General features: G+C 71.1%; 14 protein-coding genes and 1 pseudogene. 11 read left to right on the plus strand and 4 right to left on the minus strand.

Annotated elements, in window-relative coordinates; all coding sequences use genetic code 11:
• Positions 1 to 142: 142 nt before the first annotated feature.
• The 8 genes from FDO69_RS16215 to FDO69_RS16250 all read left to right on the plus strand — a co-directional run bounded on the left by FDO69_RS16215 (position 143) and on the right by FDO69_RS16250 (position 13,456).
• Entirely contained in the window at positions 143 to 1,117 is a 975-nt protein-coding gene (locus FDO69_RS16215; RefSeq protein WP_104780524.1) for a UbiA family prenyltransferase, read from the plus strand.
• Positions 1,114 to 2,484: an FAD-dependent oxidoreductase gene (locus tag FDO69_RS16220; protein WP_104780525.1), complete on the plus strand. Its 1,371-nt coding sequence runs from the start codon at positions 1,114 to 1,116 to the stop codon at positions 2,482 to 2,484. Before FDO69_RS16215 ends, FDO69_RS16220 begins: the two co-directional genes overlap by 4 nt.
• The gene (locus tag FDO69_RS16225; RefSeq protein WP_234387956.1) at positions 2,471 to 4,054 is read left to right on the plus strand and encodes a class I adenylate-forming enzyme family protein; all 1,584 of its coding nucleotides are present in this window, start codon (positions 2,471 to 2,473) and stop codon (positions 4,052 to 4,054) included. The genes FDO69_RS16220 and FDO69_RS16225 overlap by 14 nt, the downstream gene beginning before the upstream one ends.
• Positions 4,055 to 4,523: 469 nt before the next feature.
• Entirely contained in the window at positions 4,524 to 5,345 is an 822-nt protein-coding gene (locus FDO69_RS16230; protein WP_234387957.1) for a class I SAM-dependent methyltransferase, read from the plus strand.
• Positions 5,342 to 7,162, plus strand: a complete 1,821-nt coding sequence (locus FDO69_RS16235) for a CoA transferase (RefSeq protein ID WP_199838287.1) — start codon at positions 5,342 to 5,344, stop codon at positions 7,160 to 7,162. Before FDO69_RS16230 ends, FDO69_RS16235 begins: the two co-directional genes overlap by 4 nt.
• Entirely contained in the window at positions 7,159 to 8,841 is a 1,683-nt protein-coding gene (locus tag FDO69_RS16240) for a class I adenylate-forming enzyme family protein (protein ID WP_104780528.1), read from the plus strand. The genes FDO69_RS16235 and FDO69_RS16240 overlap by 4 nt, the downstream gene beginning before the upstream one ends.
• 833 nt (positions 8,842 to 9,674) lie before the next feature.
• Positions 9,675 to 11,831, plus strand: a complete 2,157-nt coding sequence (locus FDO69_RS16245; protein ID WP_104780576.1) for a hypothetical protein — start codon at positions 9,675 to 9,677, stop codon at positions 11,829 to 11,831.
• 5 nt (positions 11,832 to 11,836) lie between these two features.
• A complete protein-coding gene (locus tag FDO69_RS16250) occupies positions 11,837 to 13,456 on the plus strand; it encodes an ABC transporter substrate-binding protein (RefSeq protein ID WP_107502210.1) in 1,620 nt (539 codons plus the stop codon).
• A gap of 327 nt (positions 13,457 to 13,783) precedes the next feature.
• Here the strand turns inward: FDO69_RS16250 and FDO69_RS41185 are convergent, their stop codons facing one another.
• The gene (locus FDO69_RS41185; protein WP_167526597.1) at positions 13,784 to 14,017 is read right to left on the minus strand and encodes a hypothetical protein; all 234 of its coding nucleotides are present in this window, start codon (positions 14,015 to 14,017) and stop codon (positions 13,784 to 13,786) included.
• Here FDO69_RS41185 and FDO69_RS43045 point away from each other — a divergent pair.
• The 3 genes and pseudogenes from FDO69_RS43045 (at position 13,973) to FDO69_RS16265 (ending at position 19,573) form a co-directional block, all read left to right on the plus strand.
• Positions 13,973 to 14,352, plus strand: a pseudogene (locus FDO69_RS43045) (GrpB family protein). The gene FDO69_RS41185 and the pseudogene FDO69_RS43045 overlap by 45 nt on opposite strands.
• A 632-nt stretch (positions 14,353 to 14,984) precedes the next feature.
• Complete coding sequence (locus FDO69_RS16260) at positions 14,985 to 17,831, plus strand: carbohydrate-binding protein (protein ID WP_104780531.1); 2,847 nt, start codon at positions 14,985 to 14,987, stop codon at positions 17,829 to 17,831.
• A 29-nt stretch (positions 17,832 to 17,860) separates the two neighbouring features.
• Positions 17,861 to 19,573: a ThuA domain-containing protein gene (locus FDO69_RS16265; RefSeq protein ID WP_104780579.1), complete on the plus strand. Its 1,713-nt coding sequence runs from the start codon at positions 17,861 to 17,863 to the stop codon at positions 19,571 to 19,573.
• 57 nt (positions 19,574 to 19,630) lie between these two features.
• Here FDO69_RS16265 and FDO69_RS16270 read toward each other — a convergent pair whose 3' ends face one another.
• The 3 genes from FDO69_RS16270 to FDO69_RS16280 form a co-directional block, all read right to left on the minus strand.
• A complete protein-coding gene (locus FDO69_RS16270; RefSeq protein WP_199838288.1) occupies positions 19,631 to 20,962 on the minus strand; it encodes a ricin-type beta-trefoil lectin domain protein in 1,332 nt (443 codons plus the stop codon).
• A gap of 30 nt (positions 20,963 to 20,992) precedes the next feature.
• A complete protein-coding gene (locus FDO69_RS16275; protein WP_234387958.1) occupies positions 20,993 to 22,624 on the minus strand; it encodes an arabinofuranosidase catalytic domain-containing protein in 1,632 nt (543 codons plus the stop codon).
• Between the two features lie 71 nt (positions 22,625 to 22,695).
• Positions 22,696 to 26,250, minus strand: a complete 3,555-nt coding sequence (locus FDO69_RS16280) for a ThuA domain-containing protein (RefSeq protein WP_104780532.1) — start codon at positions 26,248 to 26,250, stop codon at positions 22,696 to 22,698.
• Positions 26,251 to 26,584: the final 334 nt, after the last annotated feature.

Genomic DNA, 26,584 nt, shown 5'->3' on the forward strand with positions numbered 1-26,584 from the left:
CGCGCGGCCGCCCGCCCGGACACCACTGACGCGCGGCCGCCCGCCCGGACACCACTGACGCGCGGCCGCCCGCCCGGACACCGCGCTGCCCGGGCGAGCGGCACCCCCTTCGGACGCAGACACCCCCCACAAGAGGTCACCCATGACGGACAGCATCGCGGCCGGCCGTCCGGCCACCACCCTCCACGGCAACAGCCGACTGCGCGCCTACGCGCGGCTCGGCAAGCTGGACGTGTACGACTACTACCTCGGCATCTTCCTCGCCCTGACCGCCGCGCTGTTCCCGGTCGGCGCCTTCACCGCCCGGCAGGCCTTGGTGCTGGCGCTGTTCCTGGTCGGCGAAGTCGCGGTCCTCATGGCGATGGTCGCCCTGGACGACGTCACCGGCTTCCGGGACGGCAGCGACCTCGCCAACTACGGCCCCGACAACCCGCTGCGCAGCAAGGCACGCAAACCTCTGGTCGCCGGGGCGCTGACGGTGCCCCAGGCGCTGCGCTTCGCCTGGGCCTGCGCTGCGGCCGGGGCGGTGCTGTGGGCGGGCGCCGCCGCCCTCGCGCCGCACCGCCCGCTCTGGGCCCTGGTGACGGCGGGAGCGCTGTTCGCGGTGTCGTTGCAGTACTCGTACGGCCTCAAGATCAGTTATCACGGCTTCCAGGAGGTGTTCCTGGTCGCCCTCGGCGCCGTACTGGTGATCGTTCCCTACGGCCTGGTGACGGGGGGCTTCTCCGGTTTCCTGATGGTGCAGGCGGTGCTGTTCGGGTTCGGGCCGCTGATGTTCGGCGTCTACTCCAACACCAACGACGTGGCCGGCGACCGGGCCGTGGGCCGTCCGACCGTGGCCGCCCTGGTCTCCGAGCGGGGCAACGCCGTCTTCATCGCAGCCCTGTCCGTCGCAGAGTTCCTCATCGGCGCGGTCGCCTCGGCCACCGGGGCGGCCCCCTGGTGGTTCGCGCTGCTGATGCTGCCGGCGACCGCGCTGCGGGCCCGCCAGTACCTGACCGGGTTCGTCCGCGGAGACATCATGACCGCCCGCCGGACGGGCTTCACGGTGCACCGGCTGAGCGTGGTGCTGATGACCGTCGCCAACGTCGTCGTCGCAACGGGAGCCGCCCGATGAAGCCCGAGCTCGACGTCGCCGTCGTCGGCGCGGGCATCGCCGGCCTGACCGCCGCCCACGAACTGCGCCGCGCCGGGCTGGCCGTCCGGGTGTACGAGCAACTGCCGGACGTCGGCGGCCGGATGCGCAGCATCCGCCAGGAGGGCTGGACGGTGGACACCGGCGCCGAGCAGGTCCCGTCCCGCGGTTACCGGGCGACCTGGGAGCTGCTGCGCCGGCTGCGGGTCACACCCGCGGACGTGCCCCGGGTCGGCGGCGCGGTGGCAGTCTGGCGCGACGGACGCGCCCACCTGGGCGTCGGCGAGAGCACGGCCGTGGTCACCGGAGCGGGCCTGTCCCCCCGGGCGCGGCTCGACCTGGCCGCCTTCACCGCCTGGACCGGACGCCGCCGCGCCGGATTCGACGGCGACCGGCCCGAGCACAGTCCGCTGGGCGCCGCCACCGTGCGGGAGGTGGCCGCCCGCTACCACCGCGACCTGCACGACTACCTCTTCCAGCCGGTCGCCGGCTGCTTCTTCGGCTGGGACACCGCCCGGTCCACGGCCGCCCCCATGGTCAGCCTGCTGCTGGAGGCCGGTTCCACCGCCTCCTGGCGCACCTATCGCGACGGCATGGACTTCCTGGCCCGCCGGCTCGCCGCCGGCACCGATGTCGTCACCGGCCGGGCCGTACGCGAGGTCACCGACGCCGGCTCGCACGCCGTACTGCGGTTCGACGACGGGCAGGTCACCGCGCGGGCCGCCGTGCTCGCCGTACCGGCTCCCGTCGCGGCGGCGCTCCGCCCGGACGCCCCCGCGGACGAGCAGCCGTTCCTCACCTCCTGCACCTTCACGCGCATGATGAAGATCAGTTGCCTTCTGGACCGCCCCCTCGCCCCGGCCGCCCGGCATCCGGTGCACATCCTGCTCACCCCGGCCGCCGAGGAGGACGTGCTCTCCGGTGTCGTCGTCGACCACGCCAAGGACCCCGGCCGGGCCCCCGCCGGCCGGGGCCTGGTCACCCTCGTGGCCGGTCCGCGCCGGGTCCCCGAGCTGCTGGACGCCCCTCCTGACGAGGCCGCCGACGTCCTCGTCCGCGCGGCGGAACGCTACGTCCCGGGCATCGGCGGCGCCTGCCGCCACCGTCTCGTGCACGCCTTCCGCCACGGCCTGCCGGAAGCCACCCCCCAGGCACTGCGGGAACGCGCCGGCTTCCTGTCCCGGCCGGCGCGCGCCGTGGAGTACGCCGGCGACTGGCTCATGCTGCGGCCCGCCTCCGAAGGAGCCGTCCGGGCGGGCGCGCTGGCCGCGTCCCGCGTCCTGAGCAGGCTCGGACGGAACACTCCGGCCGGCCTCGACCGAACGGAGGAAATCCGTGCGACCGCATGACATGGGCACCCTGTTCGACGAGGCGGCGGCAGGCGGCGCCCGGACTGTTGTGCACCTGGACCGGCCCCTCGACATCGCGCCGAGGGCCGGCACCCGGTGGACCGTCACCGAACTCGCCCACCTGGTCCGCGCCACCGCGGCCCGCCTCGCCGACGCCGGGGTCAGGCCCGGGGACCGCGTGGCGATCGTGAAGGACAACCACTGGGACTACGACCTGCTCGCCTGCGCCACGGTCCGCCTCGGCGCCGTACCCGCGCTGCTGTCCGCCCGGCTCGACATCGCGGATCTCGTCACCCTGCTGGAGCGGCTGCGCCCTGCCGCGCTGGTCACCACCTCCGCGGTGCTGGCCCGCTGCCGGGACACCGCCGCCGGCGAACCGGCCCGGATCCTCGTCACCGTCGACTCCGCGGTGCCCGGCGCGGTCCACCTGGCCGCGCTGGACGCGTCCCGTTGCGGCGTACCGGTGCGGCGCCACGACGACGAACCGCTGGTCATCCATCACACCTCGGGGACGACCGGCGTCCCCAAGCTGGTGGTCCACTCCACGCGGACACTCGTGCACAAGCTGGCCCGCTTCGAAGCGGTGCGCTATCCAGGGATCGGCATCCGCCCGGATGACGTCCTGGCCAACGCCAGCGCGTACGGACACGGACGCACCTTCTGCTGGACGGCCGTGGTGGTGTCGCTTGCGCCCGCCGGGATCGTGATCCTCACCGGCGACGACCCGGAGGCCGCCGACCCGCTGCTGCGGGCCCACCCACCCACCGTCGTCGAGGCCCTGCCCGCCTCCTACATCCGGCTGCGTCCGCTCGCCAGCCGGCTGGACAACCCCTTCCGGAACGTCCGCTTGTACATCAGTACCTACGACGCCGTGCACCCGCCCGCCCTGCGCGCGTATCTGACCGCCAGCCGCCGCGCCCGCCCGCTGTGGATGCAGGGCTGGGGCCAGACCGAGACCGGACCGCTGACCTTCCGCTTCCACACGCGGCGCTCCGCGCTCGCACCGGACGCGGAGACCATGGCGCGCCGGCTCGGCCGGCCCGTGCCGGGCCGGACCCGGCTGCGCGCGGTGGACCCGGACACGCTGCGCCCGGTGCCACGCGGCCGACCCGGCCTGCTCCTCGTCCGCACCCCTGCCCTCGCCCTGGGCTACGTCGGCGAAGAGGACCGCTGGGACGCCAAACGCGTCGGCGACTGGTGGTCCACCGGCGACATGGGCGTCCACCACCGTGACGGCAGCGTCAGCATCCTGGACCGCGCCGCCGACACCCTGCCCGGTATGAGCTGCCTGCGGACCGAGGACGTACTGGAGCAGCGGCTGCCGCAGGTCCTGGAATGCGTGGTTCTCGGCGCCCCTGACGGCGATCCGCTGCCCGTCGTGGTCACCGCTGACGGCCGCCTGGACCCGGATGCCTGGAAGCAGGCCACGCACGGCCTGCCGGCGCTGCGCGACCCGGCCGTCCTCACCTGGGACGAGGTGCCCCGCACAGGCACCGGCAAGGTCCGCCGAGCGGCCCTGGCACGGCAGCTCACCGGTGCCGCACAGGCGGGCAGCGGCCGGTGGACGTGACCGGGGCGCTGTCCGACGAGGTCGGGCTGTCCGGCGTGTTCGATGACGCCGGCGTGTCCGGGGTGTTCGTCGGCGTCGGGTTGTCCGGGGCGGTGCGCGGAGGGGAGTCCCGCCGGGGCACCGTCAGCCTTCCGCCGGGTACGCCCCTCCCGCCGGGTGCGTGGCGGGAGGCATCGAGCCGGCCGGTGTCGGCTCCGTGCCTGTCCGGGCCGCCGTTCTACGAGGCTGGGCTGTCCGGGCGCTGCTCGGCGAGAGGAGGCTCACCGTGGCACAGCCGGCCTTCCCCCCTGCCACACCGGGAACCGGTTGGGTGGCAGCCCACCCCTGCAGGGCTCATGCCGGCGGCGAGCCCGCCGTCGCCCGATGGGTCCTGCCAGGCCGTACATGACGGGGCCGGGCCTGTCACGGCCCGCCGTACATGACGACGCCTGGCCTGTCCGAGCCGCGTTCTGACGAGAGGAGCCACACCGTGTCCCAGCCCGCTCCCGCCCGGGAGGGCACCCACGCGGTCTTCCGCAACGGCACCGCGCACAGCCGTGACCAGCACCGCTGCCTGGCCGCCGCCTACGACCCGGTGACCCTGCCCCGCCTGGCCGCCGCCGGTGTCGGTCCGGGCTGGCACTGCCTGGAGGTCGGCGCCGGCGGCGGCAGCATCGCGCGCTGGCTGGCCGAACGGGTGGCACCGGGCGGGTCGGTGCTCGCCACCGACCTCGACGCGCGCGACATGGCACCCGGCCCGGGCCTGGAGGTCGCGGTCCTCGACGTGGCCCGCGACCCGCTTCCGGAGGCGGCTTATGACCTCGTGGTGGCCCGCCTGGTCCTGCAGCACGTGCCCGCCCGCGACGCCGTCCTGCACAAACTGGTGCGCGCCCTCAAACCCGGCGGTCTGCTGCAGATCGACGAGATCGACGCCTCCTACGAGCCGCCCCTGCTGACTCCGGACGCGGAGGCCGAGGCGCTGTACGTCCGGTTCCTGCGGGCCAAGAAGGCCGCGCTGCGCGCCGCGGGCGGCGATCCCCACTGGGGACGGAAGGTGCCGGCGGCCTTGCGGGCGGCGGGACTGACCGCCATCGACGTCCACCTCCACATCGGCGTACGGCACGCCCAGGACCCCGGCCTCGGACTCCAGTTGAACCACACCCGCAACCTCCGCTCCCGGCTGGCGGAACAGGGGATGACCGAGGAGGAGCTGGACCGGGTGGGACGGCTGATGCGGCACCCGTCCTTCCGCGCCGCCTCCAGCATCCTGTACTCGGTGCAGGGCCGGCGGCCCGGCCGGGAGCGACCGTGACACCGCGCCTGCGCGCCACGGCCCGGACCGCCGTCGCCGCCACGATCGCCGGCCGGCTGCTGCGGCACGCCGCGCCGGGCCTGCCGGACACGAGCGGTCCAGGCCGGGAAGCGGTGCGGTGCACCGTCGACTGGTCGGGGCCGGTCGGCGCGGACCTGCCGGACGAGCACGCCGTACAGGCCGCCTGCGGCCTCATGCAGGTCCACGGCCGGGCGACGGGCGGCCCGCTCCCGCTGGCCGTCGACTACGCCTCGGTGGTGGCGGGGGTGCTCGCCGCCCAGGGGGCGACCGCTCTCCACGTCGCGCGGGCCCGCGGCCTGGACCTGCGCGAGGTCCGGACCTCGGTGGCTCAGGGGGCGCTCCTGGCGGTCGGCCAGTACCTCGCCGCCGCGACGGCCCGCGACGACTCCTGTTCGCCCGAGCCGGGTTCGCCACACGCGCCGGTGGCGCCCCCCGACGTGCCGCAGCCAGGTGGCCTGGCGACCCTGGAGACGGCCGACGACGCCCGTGTCGAGGTCGAGACCCTCGACCCCCTGGCATGGCGGGACTTCTGGGCACGGCTCGGTGTGGCTCCCGCACTCGCCGGCCGCGGCTGGCTGCCCTTCGAGCAGCGGTTCGCAACCGCCGTCTGCCCGCTGCCCGAGGAACTGCGCCAGGCCGCCCTCCGCCGCACGATGGCGGAGCTGAGGGCCGCCGCGAACGACACCGGCGTCAGCCTCCTCGCCGTCGGCTCCGACCCGGCCCCCGCCGCCCGCCCGGCCCCCTGGAGTCTCACTCCAGGACCGGCACCGGTCCCCGAAGCCCGGGCGCACCCGGACACCGCCGTGCCCGGCCCACGCCCTGCTGTGCCGGTCCTGGGCGCCGTCCTGCCGCTTGCGGGTCTGCGGGTGGTGGAGTCGACCCGCAGGGTGCAGGGTCCGCTCGCCGGGCACGTCCTGCGGATGCTGGGTGCCGAGGTGGTCCGGATCGAACCGCCCGGCGGCGACCCGATGCGCTGGCTCCCTCCGCTGGCGGGGGACTGCTCGGCCCGGTTCTCCGCTCTCAACGCGGGCAAGCCGGTGGTAGAGGCCGACCTCACCACCGCGCAGGGCCGGGACACGGTCCGCGCGCTGATCGCCGAGGCCGACGTCTTCCTGCACAACTGGGCCCCCGGAAAGGCCGCGCGGCTCGGCCTGGACGCGTGCGAACTGCTGCCCGGCCACCCCGCCCTGGTGTACGCCTGGGCGTCCGGCTTCGGGGACGCCTTCGGCGACCGGCCACCTCTGGGCACCGACTACCTCGCCCAGGTGCACGGCGGCCTCGCCGCTGCGGTACGGCCGGCCGACCAGCCCCCGGCCCCCTCCCTGATGACCCTCACCGACGTGCTCGGCGGGCTGGTGTGCGCCCAGGGGGTGCTGGCCGCGCTGGCGGCCCGGGAGACGACCGGCCGGGGCAGCCGTGTCGACTCCTCCCTGGTCTCCGCGGCCGCCCTCGTCCCCCGCCCCGCGCACCGGGCCCGCTGGACTGCGCTGGACCGGCCGGTGCGCACGGCGGACGGCCATCTGTGCCTCGGTTCCGCGGCCCGGGCGCACCCCCAGGCGGTGCTCCGCCTGCTGGACAGCGCCGGTCCCACGGCCACCGAAGACCTCGCGGCCCGCTTCGTCCGCCACACCACCGAGGAGTGGACGGCACGGCTGGCCGAGGCCGGTCTGACCGCGACCCCTGTTCTCACCGACCTGACGGCTCTGGCTCGTGACCCGGCCTTCCGGCGGGCCGTCGCACCACCTGATCCGGTCACCGGCCACGCCCGCCCGTACGCGCCCTGGGAGTTCGCATGACAGCCGCCCCCGCGACCCGGCACGGTACCGTCCCGCTCGCGGGCCGGGGCGGGCAACCGGTGTGGATCTCACGTGCCGGAGTGTCCTTCCCGGATCTGGTGCCCCGCGTCCAGCGACGTGCCTGGGTGACGGCGGGCCTGTGCCCGGACACCGACCTCTACGCACTGTTCGCCGCCCGGGTCCGCGAACACCCGGACCGCGAGGCGCTGGTGGACGACGCCGGAGTGCTGCCCTACGCGGCGCTGGACGCCGAAGTGCGCCGGATCGCCGCCCTGTTCGTCCAGGCGGGACTGGGTGACGGGGACGTGGTGGCACTCCTGCTGCCCAACGGCCGCGACGCCGTGGCCGCGGAACTCGCCGTCTACGCGATCGGCTCGGTGGCCCTCCCGATCCCTCCGGGCGGCGATGACCGGGACGTCCGTGCGCTGCTCACCCGCTCGCGTGCCCGCGGCGCCGTCTTCGTATCGGCCCGCCGCGCACAGGCCGTCGCGGATCTCCCGCACCTGCGTACCGTGTTCGCCCCCGGCCCGGGCGACGGACGCACACACGGGCTGCACGCTCCGCGCACCCCGGCCCGGCACTCCTGGCGGCCACGGCGGGGCGAACCGTACGGACCCGCCCGCATCCTGGTGTCGTCCGGTTCCGAAGCCGAGCCGAAGATGGTCGCCTACAGCCATCACGCCCTGGCAGGCGGCCGTGCGCGGTACGTCCGGAGCCTGCACCCCGACGCCACGGTGCCGCCCCGCCACCTCGTCCTCGTCCCGCTGGCCTCCTCATACGGATCCCTCGGCACGCCGGTCACCCTCGCCACCCTCGGCGGCACACTCATCGTGCAGTCGGACTTCGACCCGGCCGGAGCGCTGCGGATGGTCGCCGAGCATCGTCCCACCCACCTCTTCGCGGTGCCCACCATGCTCCGGCGCATCGCCGACCTCCCGGCGCGGCCGGAGGAGGACACCTCGTCGTTGCGTGCCGTCGTCTCCAGTGGCGCCACTCTGCCGGCGGCCACCGCACAGGCATGCCGCGAACGGTTCGGCCGACCGGTGGTGACCGTCTACGGCTCGTCGGACGGCGTGAACTGCCACACGGCCGGAGAAGACCACTCGCCGGGCGACAGCGTCGGCACCCCGGACCCCGCGGTGGCCCGCATCCGGATCACCGGACCCGACGGCACGCCGCTCCCCACCGGGCGGACCGGTCAGATCGAGGCCCTGGGCCCCATGACACCCCTGTGCTACGTCAACGCGCCCGAACTGGACGCCCGCTACCGCACCCCCGACGGCTGGGTGCGCACGGGCGACCTAGGCCGACTGGACGAACGCGGAAGGCTGCAGGTCCTGGGCCGGCTCAAACGCATCGCCGTGCGCGGCGGTCTCAACATCAGCCTCGCCGAGGTCGAACGCGAACTGGGCACCCACCCAGCGGTGGCCGAGGCGGTCTGCGTCCCGGTGCCCGACCCGGACCTCGGGGAACGACTGTGCGCCTGCATCCGCCCGGTCCCGGGCACACCCTTTCCCACGCTGTCCGACCTCACGACCCACCTGGGGGACCGCGGCCTGGCCCGCCGGAAACACCCTGAACGTCTCCTGATCCTGCACGAGATGCCCCTCGGCCCCATGGGAAAGGTCTGCTACCGCACCCTGATGTCCCGAGCGACCAGGGGCCCCGCTCGGCCATGACCACAGGGAGCTCGCGAGGCCGAGGAGAGCTGTTCGACCACATCCGCAGCTCAGCAACGACCTGCTCGTAACGGGGACTGGCTTACGCTCCCAACCTTCTCTGCCACTGCGGTCCCCTGAGCCGGCCACAGGTCGTCGCCCCCGGCGATGCGGCTGCGTGACCGGGAAGCGAACAGCTCGCTTTCACACCGCGGGCGGCTGCACCCACGCTTACCGGCGGCGCGGCTGGGAGTGGGACGTCGGCATCCACTGCGTGGGACAGCTGAGGGAGATAGAGCCGGTCCGCGTGCTTTTGGATGATCTGACCGGCGCCACGCTGCAATGGGCCCCGCAGGGGGGCCCGTACGACGAGTACGGCTTGGCGGGGCGGGGGTACCAGGCGCCGGTCGGCTTCTCGGCCTACCAGGCCGGTCTGATCGCGCGCTTGCTGGCCGAACAGGCGGGCGGCGAGGCGCTGTTCGAGCTGGTCGGGCGGTGCCGTCCGCGCTCGGACCGCAGCGGGGCTGGTGCAGAGCGCGAGTTCCCCTTCTGGTCCACTGCCTCAGCTTCGCGGTGCGCCCGAGCCGGTCCATAACGGGCGATCGTAGCGGCGGAGAGGATCCGAAATGCGAACTCCTCACCATTTACCGCGACATACCCACGGCGACACCAGCCTGACCGAGCCCCTTCCGGCGTCACCACTGGGGCTTCGCGCGCTTCACTACTCCTCAACTTCCCTTCCCTGTAGGCACCGTTGCCCGACAGAAAGACTCGTGTTCCACTGATTGTTTTCTGGCGCAACGGTCACCGGTCATCCGCTCCTGGGGCGGGAGAGCTCTTCCATGGGGGGTTCCGTGGGTGAAGACCTGGGGTTCGAGGAACTCCTGGACGACGAGGAGGGGTTCTTCGCGCACCTGTTCGCGCGGTCGCCGAAGGGAGCCGGCCGGGATCCCCTGTACGGCCCCGACCTTCCCGTGGTGCTGGTCACCGGCGGCCCCGGGATGGGCAAGGGGCGGCTGCTGCGCGTGGTGCGGGACCGTTTCGCCCCCAAGGTGCCGGTGATCCATCTGGACTGCGCCTCCCCGATACACGCGGACCGGGCCCGGCCGGAGCAGGGCGCCCGCTCGGACGTCACCGAGGCTCTCTTCGAGATCGCCCGGCGGCTGTGCACCTGGCGCGGAACAGGCGGCTCGTTCGCCTTCCCGCGGCTCTTCGCGGGCCTCGCGATGATCGCCACCAACGTCACGGCGGGCACCCCTGCGGCGATCGCGACGGAGGTCCAGCGGTACGAGGAACTGCCCCAGCGGGGGCGCCTCCACAGCCTGGGCACGGGCGACTTCTGGCGGGGCGTGCTCCGCGGCACCATCCGCAACCTGCTGACGACCCTGACCGGGCAGATGCTCAGCCCCTACCCGGCGGCCGCGGGCACCGCGCTGCTGGACGCCCTCTTCGAGAACCTGGCGCCCCGGGGCAGAGCGGAACTGGAACGGATCTACGGCGCGTATCCCAGTGCGGGTGGTCAGCGCGAGCACGGGCTGCTCGATCTCGCCATCGACTTCAAGCAGGGCGGCGAGGACCGCAAGCTCGCGGAGAACTTCCTTTTCCGGGCCCTGCGCGAGGACCTCGAGGCGTCGTACACCGGGGCGTTCGGCTGGCTGAGCCGGGTCGGCCGTCCCGGGCTGCTGCTGGACCACGCCGAGACGCCACTGGGGGAGCGGCTGCTGAGCGCCGTACTCATCGACCGCCGGAACGGCCAATACGACCGCGTGGTGATCGTGGGCACGGCGCGCCGGGAGGACGGCGGCGCCTTCCTGCACGGTGGCCTGCCTGCCCGGGTTCCCCCGGCGGAGTTCCGGCCCGCCGACGGCGGCCCTCCTGCGTGGTCCCGCTCCACGCCGCCGGGAAGGGACGGGGCACCGCTGGCCGAGGGGGTGCTCCTGCTGCGCATGCCCCTGCTCACCGACGACCAACTCACCAGAGAGACCCAGCGAAGACAGCAACGCGGGGAACCGGAGGGCGGCGCCAACCGCCGTCGTATCGATGCCGCCGTGGCCCGGCTCAGCGGCGGACGGCCGCACACGGTGATCCGGCTGGCCACCGCTGCCGCCGCCTTCCGCATGCCGGCCGACGCCAACGACCGGGACCTCCTGGACGCCCCGTTCCAGTTCCCCGGAGGCGCCCCCGAGCGGCCGGTGGCGGACGTACTGCTGAAGGAACTGGTCCTGGACCAGTTGCCGGTGCGGCTGCCGGACGTACACCACGACCAGTGGCTCGATCTGCTCACCCACCTGGCGGTGGCACACGACGAGGAGTGCGCGGACGTCCTGCTCCGCCACCATCAGGAGGGCCGCGTCCATTACTTGACGGCACATCAGGTCCTGCGGCATCTCACTGACACCGGATGGCCAAGCTGCGAACGGCACTTCATCGGGGACTTCGGACTGCGCCAGCTGCTGTTGCACCGGCTGTACGGCCTCAGCCCCGACGGCGCCGCCTGGTACGCCGATCACCACCTGCTGCGCGACTACTACACAAGCCGTACGGCCGAGGATGCGCCGGACGGCGGGGCGTTCCGCTCGGTCACGGCGCACCGGATGAACCACCACCTGGTCTCCGGCGGCGTGGACGACGTGGTCCGCCATCTGACCGCCACCCTGCCCGGCCGCCCCCAGGAGTGGTCCGCGGAGCTGCTGGAGATCGCCCAGGCGCCGTATCCGCGGGGGGCGGACACCCGGCGGAAACGCGCCCAGGGCCTGGTGCCGGTGGACGGACCCGCGCTGCGCCGCACCGTCGACCAGCTGCTGCACACGGTGTGGCTGTGTGAGGAGCGGACCAGATCGACCGGCGAGACGGCCGAAACCCTGTCCACGCTGCTGACACGCCTCGTGGGCATGGACTTCGACGGTGCCGGACAACTCGACCCGACCGCCACGGAGTGGAAAGCCCTGGCGGCGAACGAGCAACCGCTGCTGCGCTGCACGTGTACCCCACGGCTCGGGCAAGGGAGGTAACGGGGATGCCCAGATGGAAGAAGATCCTCATCGCGGTGCTGGGCCTGGTACTGATCGTGGTGCTCGGCTTCACCGCCTGCGAACTCTCCCAACGGGAGGACACCTGCGCCGACGGCGTCGTACGGACCGGCGGCGAGTGCGTAGGCGTCAACAGCGGGGGCTACGACTTCGGCACTCCCGAGATCAAGGACGTGGCCCGGGCCATCGCCCAGGAAAACAAGAGGATCGACGGCCAGCCCCACGTCACGGTGGCGATGATGCTGCCGCTCCAGTCGGACAAAGCGGCGCTGCGCCGGCAGATGCGCAGCGACCTCCAAGGCGCGTATCTGGGGCAGCGGCAGGCCAACGAGGGAGAGGGGGAACCGCCGAAGATCCGGCTGGTACTGGCCAACCCCGGGCGCAACTACGAGCAGCAGAAGAAGGTCGTGGACACCCTGGTGCGGATGGCCGACTCGCCGGAGGACCGGCTGCGCGCCGTGACGGGCTTCAACCTCAGCCTCGACACGACAGAGGCAGCCGTCAAACGCCTCGCAGAGCACAGGATCCCGGTGCTCGCCTCCCGGATCAGCGGGGACCGTATCGCCAACGAGGACACGGCGGACGGGATGGAGAAGGCGCGGTTCCCCGGCCTGGCCCGAATCATTCCCACCAACCACGACGCGGCCCAGGCGCTGGCCAACTTCAACGGCGAACGAGGCCGGGAGAACCTCAAGACGGTACTGGTTTACGACAAGCGCGCCGACAGCTACAACGAGTCGCTGGCGAAGGCGTTCAGCGGGATCAGGGAGAAGGGCCCGGCCGGTCCCGCCCCGATGCCCTTCGAGTCCCCGGCGATCGACGAGCCGGGCTCGACCGGCAACCAGTTCACCCAGCTGGCCAACAACATCTGCGACTCCCAGGCCGACATCGTCTACTTCGCGGGACGCACGCTGCACCTGCGGATCTTCGCGCTCAAGCTCGCCCAGGTCGGTTGCGAGGACCGGCACTACACCATCGTCAGCGGTTCCGACGCCGCCTCGCTGCGGCAGGACATGTCGGAGAAGGACTGGGCACAGCTGCGCGGCGAGGACGGCCGGGCCAAGGTGACGGTGCAGTACGCCGCCCCCGCGCACCCGGACGCCTGGAGTGCCGAGCTGGCCCGCTGGAACAAGCAGTGGGACGCGGCCCACGACCGCGCACCCACCGCGCAGGAGCTCCCCCAGTACCTCACCGAGCCCAAGGCGGCCCTGGACACGCTGAAGAAGCGGATCGAGACCACGCGCAGCGAGGGGACGAGCCTCGGCTCCGCCCCGAACCTGGAGGACTCCCGGACGATGCTCGTGTACGACGGCCTCATCACCATCGGCAAGGCACTGCACCAGGTGCAGAGCGGCGGCGCCGAGGCGGTGCCCGCCCTTGAGGACGTCGGCCGGCAGTGGTCGCTGCTCCAGTCCCGCCACCGTGTGCAGGGCACAAGCGGCCTGATATGCCTGACCAGCGGCGGAAACGCATACGACAAGCCGGCCGCGGTCGTAAAGCTGGACCCGGGCCGGGAGGGCCCCGGCAAGCTGAAGTTCGTCGGCCTGGGCTGGCCCACCGGCAGGGAACAGCCGAAGAACTGCGTGATCCCCAGCAGCACTCCCTGACAGGTGTTCCGCAACTGCTGGTCCTGCGTGAACGGCACGGCGAAGGCCCCGACCACTGGGCCTCTTCTCACGTGAGGTTGCCGGTCGCAGGGTTGGTGTGAACCCTTGGTCGTGTACTCGCGCTGCTCGTGGGTGCTTGTCCGCCGGCACAATCGTCTGTCAGCGGGCGATCTGTTGGTCAGCACGACCAGGACTCAGAGCGTGTCGCGTAACGAGCTGACATGCGCAGCTGGGGGAGGACACGACAGTTCTTCAGGTGGGCGAAGGCCTGCTCGCACGCCGCCCGCTCGGCGGCGACCAGATCGCTCGCCTTCTTGTTCGCCCTGGTCAAGGGCTTGTTCCGGGCGGCCTTGAAGCCGGTGACACCACCGGGTCGTCAGGGATGGTGTCCAGGCCGATGAACCCGAGATCGCCGACCGCGCCGAGGCCGGCCTCGCGCAGCTGGACGACAGCCGTGCCGGGTGCCCCGCGAAGCCGGTCCTCGACCTCGACCTCGTGGTGTCCGAGGAGGCTGTCATGCCCGAGGTGATCTCCCGTCTCGCTGGAGAGGGCTACCGACACGAAGGCGATCCGGGGATTCGGGACGGCAGGCTTGGCAGGTCCCTCCTGCGGTTCCCGAACATCATCTGTACGGCGTGGTCGCGGGCTCGGAGCCGTACCTTGATCACGTCCTACTCCGTAATCACCTTCGCCGGCGGCCCGATGAAGTCCAGCGCTACAGCGCGTTGAAGCTGACCCTGGCCCGGTCGTTCCCTGCCGACAGCGAGGGTGGGGCGGCCTGCTCGGCGGCGAAGAGCGCTTCGGTGGAGGAGCTGCTCGCGCCGTCCTACGCGGCGAGCGCCGCCGGTGCGTCGACGGCCTTGCCTGCGGGGTCGACCAGGGTCCAGTCCAGGTAGCGCGCGCCGGGCAGGGAAGTCGCGTGGGTGCGCGGTACCGCATGGCGCAGGCCGTAACGACCGTCCAGCGGCGTCCAGTCGACGATCCAGGGACGGGCGTGTCATGCCAGGTCAGGCCTTCACGGTCCGGGGGAGTCCGCACAGTTGGCGAGACCTGTGTGAAAGCGCCGCGACGCTTCCTCGGCCTCCATTGTCGACGGCCGCTCGTCGGCCTCCAACTCGTTCGAAGGCGTGGCCGGGCTCGGCCGGGTTGTCGCGCGGGCGGCGGCGGTCACGCACCCGTCTGCGCCCCGCCGATCCGGGTGGGAGAGGGCGCCGAGTCCTGACACGGCTCGGACCCTTCGAAACCTGCTCCACACCAGACCAAAAGCCTGGCTGGTCCGGAGGGAAGCGTGGACATGGTGGGCCGAAGTCCTCTAGCCTTGTCGGTGTACCGTCACGGTCGTCGATGTGACCCGACAGCGCGGCAACCATCGACTTCTCCTGTTTCCGAGCTGTTGCCCCCGCTCGGCGTAGTGGCCTGCTGAAGCACACCCTGCGGGCCGAGGCGGCGACATCCCGCTACGGCATCGGCGCGGCAGCGCGCGCCCCAAGCCTGGCAGCCACCTGTTCAGGAAGGGGATTGCATTGTCATGTTCATGAAAATCAAGAAGAGGGCTGCGGTCGCGCGTTGGCAGGCCATCGGTTCGGCTCTGCTCCTGATCGCGGCCGCTATCGTCGCGTCCTTATCCAGTGCGCCCCCGGCCTCGGCGCACCCGATCAACGCCGCCGACTTCCAGCAGGTTCAACTCGCCCGCGGGGTCGCGGAGGTCGGTGAGCCGATGTCGCTGGCCGTCCTCGCCGACCGGTCGGTGCTGCACACCGCTCGCAACGGGACCGTGCGCCGCACGGATGCGGGCGGCAACACCAAGGTGATCGGCAACATCCCCGTGTACGCGCACGACGAGGACGGCCTGCAGGGCATCGGCATCGACCCGGGGTTCGCCACCAACCGGCACATCTACCTCTACTACGCCCCGCCGCTGTCCACACCAGGCGGCGACGCACCGACCACCGGCAGCAACTGGTCGGCGTGGCAGGGCGTCAACCGGCTTTCCCGGTTCACGCTCAACGCCGATTTCACGATCAACCAGTCCAGCAAAGTGGACATCCTCGATGTGGCGGCCGACCGAGGTACCTGCTGCCACGCCGGCGGAGACATCGACTTCGACGCGGCGGGCAACCTGTACCTGTCCACCGGCGACGACACCAACCCGTTCGAGTCCGCCGGATATTCCCCACTCGACGAACGGACCAACCGCAACCCGGCCTTCGACGCGCAGCGCACCGCCGCCAACACCAACGACCTGCGCGGCAAGATCCTCCGGATCAAGGTGAACGAGAACGGGTCGTACTCGATCCCGGCAGGCAACCTGTTCCCGCCCGGCACGGCCAGGACCCGGGCGGAGATCTACGCGATGGGCCTGCGCAACCCGTTCCGGATGAGCGTCGACAAGGCCACCGGCGTCGTCTACGTCGGCGACTACGGCCCCGATGCCGGCAACACCTCGACGCGCGGGCCGCAGGGCCAGGTCGAGTTCAACCGCGTCACGGGCCCGGGCAACTACGGCTGGCCCTACTGCACCGGCACGAACACGAGCTCCGAGACGTACGCCGAGTGGGACTTCGCCACCAACACGGCAGGCGCGAAGTACAACTGCACGGGCGGGCCGACGAACAACTCGCCCCACAACACCGGCTTGAGCACCCTGCCCCCCGCCAAGGCCGCCTGGATCCGTTACGGCGGAGACGCCGGCAGCCCGCCGGCGTTCGGCGGCGGCTCGGAGTCGCCGATGGCGGGCCCGGTGTACCGCTACGACCCCGCCGTCACCGCGCCCACGAAGTTCCCCCAGTCGTTCGACGGGCAGTTCTTCGCCACGGAGTTCGGCCGCGGCTGGATCAAGCCGATCCACCTCGACGCCGACGGCTCCCCGGGGACCATCGACAGCTTCCCCTGGACCGGCAAGCAGGTGATCGACTCCGCGTTCGGACCGGACGGCTCCTACTACGTGCTGGACTACGGCTCCGGGTTCTACCAGGGCGACCAGTACTCCGCCCTGTACCGCTTCGACTACGTCGGCGCCGGCAACCGCGCGCCCACGGCGGTGGCCGGCGCCAACCGGACCTCCGGCACGGCACCGCTGACCGTGACGTTCTCCTCGGCAGGCTCGTCCGACCCCGAGGGCGGGGCACTGACCTATACGTGGAGCTTCGGTGACGGCACCAGCTCCACCGCCGCCAACCCGACGAAGACGTACAGCACGAACGGCGAATACACGGCCACGCTGACCGTGCGCGACCCACAGGGTGCCACCGGCACCGCCGACGTGCGGATCACGGTCGGCAACACCTCGCCGACCGTGACCATCAACAGCCCCGCCGCGGGGGAGATCTTCGCCTTCGGCGACACCGTGCCGTTCAGTGTCACCGTGACGGATCCGGAGGACGGCACGGTCGACTGCGCCAAGGTCAAGATGACGTACATCGTCGGGCACGACAGTCATGGCCACCCGGTCACCTCGAAGACCGGTTGCTCCGGCACCATCACCATCCCGGTCGACGGTGAACACGACGACGCGGCGAACATCTTCGGGGTCTTCGACGCCGAGTACACCGACAACGACGGGCTCACCACGCACACGCAGCACACCCTGCAGCCGAAGCACCGGCAGGCCGAGCACTACAAGACATCGTCCGGCATCACCACCTACGACAAGTCGACCGCCGAGGGCGGCAAGTCCGTCGGTGACATCGAGAACGGCGACTGGATCGCCTTCGAGCCGTACAAGCTGAGCAACGCCACGTCGTTCAGCGCCCGGGTGTCGTCAGCCGGCGCGGGCGGCACGGTGCAGGTCCGGGCCGGCTCGCCGACCGGCACCGTCCTCGGCTCCGCCACCGTCCCGGTCACCGGCTCGTGGACGAACTTCACCACCGTGAGCGGCTCGGTCTCCGGCGCACCGGCCGGCACCACCACCCTCTACCTGACCTTTGCCGGCGGCTCCGGATTCCTCTTCGACGTCGACGCGTTCACCTTCAATCCCGGCGGCGGACCGACCCCCGGCGCGGGTCCGGTCGTGGGGCTCGCGGGTAAGTGTCTGGATGTCCGTGACGGCAGTTCGGCGGACGGGACGGCGGTGCAGATCTCGTCGTGCACGAGTTCGGCGGGGCAGCGGTGGACGGTGACGCCGGGGTCGACGGTCAAGGCGTTGGGCAAGTGCCTGGACGTCAGCGGCAACAGCACGGCGGACGGGGCGAAGGTCCAGCTGTGGTCCTGCAACGGTGGTGCCAACCAGAACTGGCAGGCGTCCCCGGACGGGTCGCTGCGGAATCCGCAGTCGGGCAAGTGCCTGGATGTGTCGGGCGCCAACTCCTCGGACGGCATCCTCGTGCACCTGTGGTCCTGTCACGGCGGCACCAACCAGAAATGGACCCTGCCCTGATGCCGGTCACCAAGAAGGGAGCGACGCACATGCGCAGACGGCCCCGAACCCTGCTCGGTGGGGCGGCCACGGCACTCGCCACCCTGGTCCTCCTCGGACAGCCCCACCCCGTCCATGCCGCGGACACGTCGTACGACGTCCTCGTGTTCTCCAGGACGGCCGGTTTCCGGCACGACTCGATCCCGGCAGGAATCCAGGCCATCCGCGACCTCGGAGCCGCGAACAGCTTCACGGTGACGGCCACGGAGGACGGCAACCACTTCACGACCGGCAATCTGAGCCGCTACGAGGCGGTGATCTTCCTCAACACCACCGGCGACGTCCTGAATGACGCCCAGCAGTCGGCGTTCCAGTCGTACATCGGCTCGGGCGGCGGCTTCGTCGGCGTCCACTCGGCCGCGGACACGGAGTACAACTGGCCGTTCTACGGCGACCTGGTCGGGGCCTACTTCGCCTCGCACCCCGCTGTCCAGCAGGCCAACGTCAAGGTGGAGGAGCGGGCGCACGCGGCGACCGCCCACCTGCCGCAGACCTGGACCCGCACCGACGAGTGGTACAACTTCCGGACCAACCCCCGCACCACCGCGCGCGTGCTCACCACGCTGGACGAGTCGTCGTACTCGGGTGGCTCGATGGGAGCCGACCACCCGCACAGCTGGTGCAAGACCCACGCGGGTGGCCGGTCCTTCTACACCGGCGGCGGGCACAGCCAGGCGTCGTACGCGGAGCCGGCGTTACGGGCGCACCTGCTCGGTGGCATCCGGTACGCGGCGGGCCGGACCAAGGCCGACTGCCGGCCCGAGACCGGCTATACGCCCCTCTACAACGGCTCGGCCACCGGCTGGTCGCAGGCCGGCCCGGGCGGCTTCACCAACTCGGACGCCACCCTCGCCTCGTACGGCGGCATGGGCATGCTCTGGTACAGCGCCCGGCAGTTCACCGACTACTCGCTGAAGCTGGACTGGAAGATGCCCGGCGACGACAACTCCGGTGTGATCGTGGGCTTCCCACCCACGAACGACCCGTCGTCGGCACTGGACAACGGCTACGAGGTCCAGATCGACGCCACCGACGCGCCCGACCGCACGACCGGCTCGATCTACGCCGTCAAGGCCCCGGACACGGCGGCACGGGACGCGGCGCTCAATCCGCCGGGCGAGTGGAACACCTTCGAGCTGCTGGTGGAGGGGGAGCGGCTTCAGGTCTGGCTCAACGGCGTGAAGATCAATGACTTCACCAACACCGACCCCGCCCGCTCGCTCGCAGGCCACGTCGGCATCCAGAACCACGGCACGGGGGACGACGTGTCGTTCCGCAACGTCCGGATCAAGGAGCTGGGCGGCAGCCCGCCACCCACCCCCGGCGTGGGCCCGGTCGTGGGGCTCGCGAACAAGTGCCTGGATGCCCGTAACGGCAGTTCGGCGGACGGGACGTCGGTGCAGATCTCGTCGTGCAGGGGCTCGGCGGGGCAGCGGTGGACGGTGACGCCGGGGTCGACGGTCAAGGCGTTGGGCAAGTGCCTGGACGTCAGCGGTGGCAGTACGGCGGACGGGGCGAGAGTCGTCCTGTGGTCCTGCAACGATGGTGCCAACCAGAACTGGCAGGCGTCCCCGGACGGGTCGCTGCGGAATCCGCGCTCGGGCAAGTGCCTGGACGTGTCGGGCGCCAACTCCTCGGACGGCACCCTCGTGAACCTGTGGTCCTGCCACGGCGGGGCCAACCAGAAATGGACCCTGCCCTGAGCTGACGCGGCACGCCGAAAGGGCCACCTCCCCACGGGAGGTGGCCCTCTCGTGCGTCTAGGCGCGCGCCCAGCGCTGGTTGGCGCCGTCGTGGCAGCTCCACACGACGACCGCGGAGCCGTTGGCGGTGCTCGCTCCGTTGACGTCCAGGCACAACCCGCTCTGAGCGTTGCGGATCGTGCCGTTGCTGTTGAGGGCCCACTGCTGGTTGGCGCCACCGTTGCAGTCCTGGATCTGCACCCGCGTGCCGGCGGCGGCGTCGGTGGGAACGTTCAGGCACTTGCCCAACACCTGCAGCGCCTGACCGTTCTGGGTGAACTGCTGGTTGGCGTTGCCATGGCAGTCCCAGATGATCATCGGTGTGCCGTTGGCCGCGTTGGCGCCGTTGACGTCCAGGCACCGGCTCGAACCCTCGTTGCGCAGCCGGAACGTGGTCGGGTTCGGCGGGGTGGGCGTCGTGTCGTCGAACTGCGTGAAGAAGTTCCACACCACCGCCCGCGTCCACGACCTCTCACCCGGCTCGTAGTCGCCGGGTGATCCATCGACAGGACCCGGCGTATGGCCCGCGTCGAACGCGGCCCATGCCACGGGGTACCCGGCGCGGCACCCCGAGTAGGTCGTGACGACATGCGTGAGGCTGCCACGTGCCGGCTCCGGCGGGTTCTGGGGAGTGCAGCCGTTGTTCCGCACGAACCTGTCACGCAGCGAGCGGCCTGTCGAGATCGGGAGCACCGGGTCCCGCAAGCCGTGCAGTCCGATGTAGGCGACCGGCTGGGTGCCGCCGTCGCACCCGCTCAACTGCCCGCCCGCGTAGACGGCGACCGCGCGGAACACTGTCGGCCGGGCGCACGCGAGTGCGAAACTCATGCCGCCTCCGTAGCTGAAACCCCCGGCGAAGCGCTGGTTCGTGTCGACACACAGGCCCGCGTCGATCTGCCTGATCATGTCGTCCACGAAGGTCAGATCCTGGCCATTGGAGTTGGCCCAGCCATTCCCGAGGCCCTGGGGCGCGACGAAGATCGTGCTGTCGTTCGAGATCGCCCGCAGGCCGTAGTACGACCAGGGGTATCCGCTGGTTCCGCCCGAGTCGACGTCGCCTGCGGTGCCGCCGTTCCAGTGGAAACCGAAGACCACTCGGTAGGGGCGGTTGTTGTCGTAGTTGGCGGGCACCCTCAGGATGTAGTTCCGCGTCCTGCCGCTGCTCTGGATCGAGCGCGGACCACTCGACAGCGTGGGGGGCTTGCCACATCCGGCGCTCGCGGCGAGGGAGGGGGCCTCGGCGGCGGCGGATGTCAGCGTGATGCCGCTGATGCCGGCCACGGCGAGTAAGAACGTGGTGGCCACGGCGATCAGCGTGCGCCATCGGTGACGATTGCTGCCTTGTCGCATCACGTTTCTCCATTCATGGATGTAGCGGACTCAGCGGTAGCCGGCGGCGATGATGTTGGCTTGTACCGCGTTCTCGGTCGCGTCGGACGGGTATCCGGACACCATCGCGCCCTCGTAGAAGGTGCCTGCGCTGAGGTTCGCGCCGCCGCCGGGCTTGCAGCAGTCACCACCGCTGCCGAGGATGATGGCGCCCTGCTTCTTCATGGGGCTGTAGCCGGGCGGAAGCGCCCCGTCCCAGAGCGTGGTCAGGCCTGCGGCCTGGGCGTTCCCACCCTTGAGCGCGAAACGGCTCGTCCCGTTGTTCTTCAGCATCGCCGTCACGAACTTGCTGGTGAAGGCCCGCTGGTTCGGGTTCCAGGTCTGACTGCCACCGGAGTAGAGCCCCCATTCGAGGTCGGCCTGGACCCAGGGGCCCCTGCCGGCGCACCCGCCGAACCAGCACTGGGTGCTGAAGTTGATCGCGTCCATCGCCCCGGCCGCGTCAGCCGCTCGGGTCGTCTCACTGTTGCCGTAGTCGAAGCAGCAGCCGCCGTTGACATGGGTGCCGCTGGTCACCATGTACATGCCTTCGGGGGCGCTGCCGGTCGGCACGCCGGTCAGGTGGCCGTCCCGCCAGTAGCTGTTGCCGGGGTTGATGTAGAGCGAGTAGGCCTTGCTTCCGCCGACCGCCAGCGACTCGGAGGTCGCGATCGCCGGGCGGCTCTGGGGGGAGCCGGGGACCACACTCGATCCCTGGTACCACAGGTCGTTTCCGCGGCCGGACTGGTCGTAGACGACGGTGATGACACAGGTGGTCCCCGCGCAGAACGAGTCCTGCGTGCTCGCGTCGGCGGTGCCCCCCGCGCTCAGGACGTCGATGTTCCGGGTCGTGCTGTCGGACGAGCGCCGGACCTGGTAGAGGTTGCCGTTGTAGGTGCCGTAGAGCGCTCGTACGGTGCTGTGGGCGGCGATGCAGGGGGTGCCGCCCGAGGCGTAGATGTCGCACGTGCCCGCGCCGCCCGGGACCGGCGGGTCCGGCGGGTCCGGTGGCGGGGTCGGCGAGTTCCACTGCTGGTTGGTACCGCCGTGGCAGGACCAGAGGGTGATCCTGGTGCCGTTGGCGGTGCCTGCGGCGTTGGCGTCGAGGCACAGTCCGGACTGGACGCCGGTGACGGTGCCGTCGCGGGTGACGTTCCACTGCTGGTTGGTACCGCCGTGACAGGACCAGAGGGTGATCCTGGTGCCGTTGGCGGTGCCTGCGGCGTTGGCGTCGAGGCACAGTCCGGACTGGACTCCGGTGACGGTGCCGTCGCGGTTGACGTTCCACTGCTGGTTGTTCTGGCCGGTGCAGTCCCAGATGATGACCGCGGTGCCGTTGGTGGTGCCGCGTCCGCTGGCGTCGAGGCACTTGTCGCCGGGGACGGTCAGTTGTTTGTCCGCGGTGTAGGTCCAGGTCTGGCCGGCCGCGCCGGTGCAGTCCCAGAGCTGGGTCTGGGTGCCGTTGGTGGTGCTTGAGCCGGGCACGGTCAGGCAGCGGCCGGACTGCGCGCCCACGACGGCGGCGCTCTGCCCGGGCTCGATCGGTGCCGCCACCGCGCTGGCGCCGACGGCAACCAGCCCCAATGCGGTGCCCAGGGCGGACAGCCGTCCGTACCGGCGGGGCCGGGGTAGTCGGAACACCATGACGGTTCCTCACCTGTTCGTAGGGAGGGATGCCCGGCGCGCGACCGCGCCGGGCATCCCGTGCGGACGGGCTATACGGCGGTGAACCGCCACTGTTGGTTGGTGCCGCCGTGGCAGCTCCACTGCAGGAGCCGTGCGCCGTCGGCCGTCGAGCCGCCGTTGACGTCGACGCACAGTCCGCTGGGGAGGCTTTTCACCGTGTACACGCCTGCCGTGGTGGTCGGTGTGACGAGGAACTTCTGCGGGTTGCCGTTGTCGCAGGTGGACTGCTGAAGGAACGCGCCCTGGGCGGTGGACCCGCCCGTGACGGCGAGGCACTTGCCGCTGTGCACCGCTTTCAGGTGCACGGCGCCGCCACCGGCGTCGACGGCCTGCCACTTCTGGTTGTTGCCGCCGGTGGCCGCCCACTGGACGACCTGGGCGCCGTCAGCGGTCGAGGCGCCATCGACGTCCACGAATTTGCCGCTGTGCTGCGCTGCGACCGTCCAGGTCCGACCGGCGACGCCACCACCGCCGCCGCTGCCGGGTTCGCCGACCCCGTTGCCGCCGAAGGTCAGTGAGTCGAGGTCGAACCAGTTGTTCGAAGTGCCCTTGAACACCAGGTAGAGCGGGTGTGAGCCGGCGAGATCGGCGGTGTTCACCGCCGGCGTGGACTGGTAGGTGTTCCAGCCACCGGTGCTGGGCACCGGTGTCGTGGCCAGGAGTGTGCCGGTCGGGGAGTCGGCGCGCAGTTCGATCGATCCGCCGCCGCTCGGCGACGACAGGCGGTAGCGCACGCTCGTGATGCCCGACAGGCTCATCGGTTTGAACGCGATCCAGTCACCGTCGGAGATGTCGCCGACCCGCTTGCCGCTCTCCGCGCCGGACTGCTCGACGATCTGCACACCCGACTGGTCCGTGTAGAACTCGGCCTGCTTGTGCTTGGGCTGGAGGATCGCCTGGGCGTAGCCGGTGAGCGGGTTCGCACCGCCGGGGCCGCCGTCGTCGGTGTAGCGGGCGTTGAGGACGTAGTACAGGTTGGCGCCCTCGGGGTGCCCGCCCAGCAGCGTCGTGTCGATGGTGCCCGAGCACCCCGGATGGTCCGTGGTCTCATGCTGGTGGTCGTCGTGGCCGAGGGCGGGGTTGACGAACACCTTGTCGCAGTCGATGGGCGCGCCGCCGGGGTCCGTGACGGACACCTTGTACGGGACGCGGTCGCCGAAGTCCAGCATGCCGCCGTTGGACGGAATGGTGATGGTGACGGTCGGTGCGGTGTTACCCACGGTGATCGGCACATTGGCGAAGGCTGTTTTACCGGTGTTGTCGGTGACCTTGAGCTGGGCGGTGTAGTTGCCGTTGGCGGTGTAGGTGTGTGACGGGTTGGCCGCCGTGGACGTGGTGCCGTCGCCGAACGTCCAGTGGTAGCCGAGCGTGCTGCCGGGATCCGGGTCCGTGGTCCCCGCGCTGCTGAACTGCACGTTCAGTGGCGCGTCCCCGTTGGTGGGTGCTCCGGTGGCTTTGGCGATCGGCGACCGTCCGCCGTGGTTGTAGTCGATGCGGTAGAGACCCGAGTCGTTGTTGCCACCGCCGAAGTTGTTGCCCCATTCGAGCAGGTACAGCGAGCCGTCGGGCCCGAACTCCATGTCCATCGGCTTGAGGAACTTGGCGGCGGGCATGAAGGGGTTGGTCCGGGTGACCGCGGTCGCGGAGTCGAAGTGGACCTCCTTGACGGTGTGGCGCGACCACTCGTAGAAGAAGTGGACCCCGTCGTAGTAGGGCGGGAACTTCGTATCGGACGGGTTCGCGGCGTTGTAGCGGTAGACCGGTCCGCCCATCGGCCCCGAGCCGCCGGAGCCGAGTTCGGGGAAGTTCGGCGAGACGCCGTAGCCGTACCACATGTTCGGCGCGACAATCGGCTTGAGGCTGGTCAGGCCGGTGTTGTTCGGCGAGTTGTTGACCGGCGCGTTGCAGTTGAACTTGGCTCCGACGACGCGGGTGTCCGGGTTGTAGGGCGCGTAGGCCTGGTTGTCGCCGTGGCAGAAGGGCCAGCCGTAGTTGCCCGGGGACTTGATGACGTTGAGCTCGACGAGCCCTTCGGGGCCGCGGTTGGTCGTGGGCGGGTTCCGGTCCGGGCCGTAGTCGGCGAGGTAGACCCACCCGTTCTCCGGGTCGATCGAGAAGCGGAACGGGTTGCGGAAGCCCATCGCGTAGATCTCGGGCCGGGTCTTCTCTGTGCCTTGCGGGTAGAGGTTGCCGGCCGGGACGGTGTAGCCGCCGCCCGCCGAAGGACGGATGCGCAGGAGCTTGCCCCGCAGGTCGTTGGTGTTGCCGGCGGTGCGGGCGGCGTCGAGGTTGGCCTTGCCCGGCCGCCAGTCCAGCGGGGCGTAGCCCTGCCAGTTGGAGTCGAGGTTCGGTGGGACGTCGTCCCCCGTGCCGATGTAGAGGTTCTTGTCGGGGCCGAACTCGATGTACCCGCCCGTGTGCCCGGGCTCGGCGAACGTGCGGTCCCGGGTCGCGGGGATGTCGATGATCGTCACCTGGCTCGACATGTTCAGGGTGTCGCCGGTGAGCGTGAACCGGGAGACCCGGTTGATGTCGTTCGGGACTCCGGCGGGGGAGTGATACAGGTACACGTAGCCGTTGTCGGCGAAGTCCGGGTCGAGCGCCAGTCCGGTGAGGCCGTCCTCGCCGCCGGTGTAGACGCTGAGCGTGCCGGCTGTCACCGTTCTGTTCGTGGTCGGTTTGAAGATCTTCAGCTGCCCGGCCCGCTGGACGTAGAGCACCCGCCCGTCCGGGGCGACCGCGAGGGCCATCGGGTCCGCTGTGTTGTCGTCGAGGGTGCGCTTCTCGAAGTTGCTCCACACGGTGCCGCCGCAGTCGCCGGGCTCCTTGCCGGCCGCCCACTTGACGCCCCCGAGGACGTGGTTGCGGAAATGGGTCTCGCCGTAGGCCGCGCTGGTGTGCCCCATGCCGGTGGCCCACACGCGGCCGCCGCCGGTGTTGCGGCACCAGGAGATGGGGTGGTCCGGCCCCATGGCGCGGGGGCCCGGGTTGTACGTGCGCTCGTCCGCGGTGACCAGGACATGGACGTCGCCGCGGGGGTTGCGGTCGAAGTTGTACCACTCCTCGCTGCGGTTCCAACGGTCCGGCAGGCCGGCCGTCGACGGGTGCTTCTTGTCCGCGACGATGGCGGTGCCGCCCAGCACGCCGGGGGAGTGCTCCGGCATGTGCGCGCCGCCGTTGATGGTCTGGTCCCACCACGGGTACTCGTTCTCGATGCCCATGTCTGTGGCGTTGTGGATCGCGACGATGCCCTTGCCGCTGGCGAGGTAGCCCTCCACCGCCTGACGCTGGGCCGCCGTGGTCCACACCATTCCCGAGGTCTGGAACATGATGAGCACGTCGAAGGTGGCGAGGTTTGCCGGGGTGAAAACGCTCGAGTCCTCGCTGTGGACCAACTCGAAGTCGTTGGCCGCCGCCTGCTCCCGGAACATCGACAGGCCGGCCGGGATCGAATCGTGCCGGTAACCGGCCGTCTTCGTGAAGACCAGGGCTCGAAAGGCCGGCGCCGCTGACGCCGGTTGGGCGACGACGAGCGACAGGAGCACGCTCGCGATCGCCCCGAAGATAACGATGATGCGACGCAATGCCGTCTCCTATTTCGGCGGAGCAACGATGGCATGACCACGGGCACGCGTCGGCCGCACCTGAAGATGCGCCGGAGTGCCCGAGCGCGTCGTAGGCACGCGTCTGCCGTCAGTTCGTCGTCCCGTCCGCCGTGACGGGCAGTCAAGTCCCTACGGAAGCAAGGGGATTCACACCAGATGCGACCGTCTCCCGTGGTCTGCCGGCCAGCATGCAGCGGGGTATCGCAACAGTCAATATGAATCGGGTGCGGCCGCTTCCATAACACTTTTTGCGCATCAACCGTTGTGGTTCGGCGCGCGACTGTCGTCGGGCCGATTCCATAACACATTTTGC

Origin of the sequence: Streptomyces tibetensis (genome assembly GCF_007655005.1) — a bacterium.
GTDB classification, from domain to species: Bacteria; Actinomycetota; Actinomycetes; order Streptomycetales; family Streptomycetaceae; genus Streptomyces; species Streptomyces tibetensis.

What these genes read in the sequence shown, in the direction of transcription:
- FDO69_RS16215 (WP_104780524.1), top strand. Translation starts at nt 143, where the DNA reads ATGACGGACAGCATCGCGGCCGGCCGTCCGGCCACCACCCTCCACGGC.
- FDO69_RS16220 (WP_104780525.1), top strand. Translation starts at nt 1,114, where the DNA reads ATGAAGCCCGAGCTCGACGTCGCCGTCGTCGGCGCGGGCATCGCCGGC.
- FDO69_RS16240 (WP_104780528.1), top strand. Translation starts at nt 7,159, where the DNA reads ATGACAGCCGCCCCCGCGACCCGGCACGGTACCGTCCCGCTCGCGGGC.
- FDO69_RS16250 (WP_107502210.1), top strand. Translation starts at nt 11,837, where the DNA reads ATGCCCAGATGGAAGAAGATCCTCATCGCGGTGCTGGGCCTGGTACTG.
- FDO69_RS16260 (WP_104780531.1), top strand. Translation starts at nt 14,985, where the DNA reads ATGTTCATGAAAATCAAGAAGAGGGCTGCGGTCGCGCGTTGGCAGGCC.
- FDO69_RS16265 (WP_104780579.1), top strand. Translation starts at nt 17,861, where the DNA reads ATGCGCAGACGGCCCCGAACCCTGCTCGGTGGGGCGGCCACGGCACTC.
- FDO69_RS16270 (WP_199838288.1), bottom strand. Translation starts at nt 20,962, where the DNA reads ATGCGACAAGGCAGCAATCGTCACCGATGGCGCACGCTGATCGCCGTG.
- FDO69_RS16275 (WP_234387958.1), bottom strand. Translation starts at nt 22,624, where the DNA reads ATGGTGTTCCGACTACCCCGGCCCCGCCGGTACGGACGGCTGTCCGCC.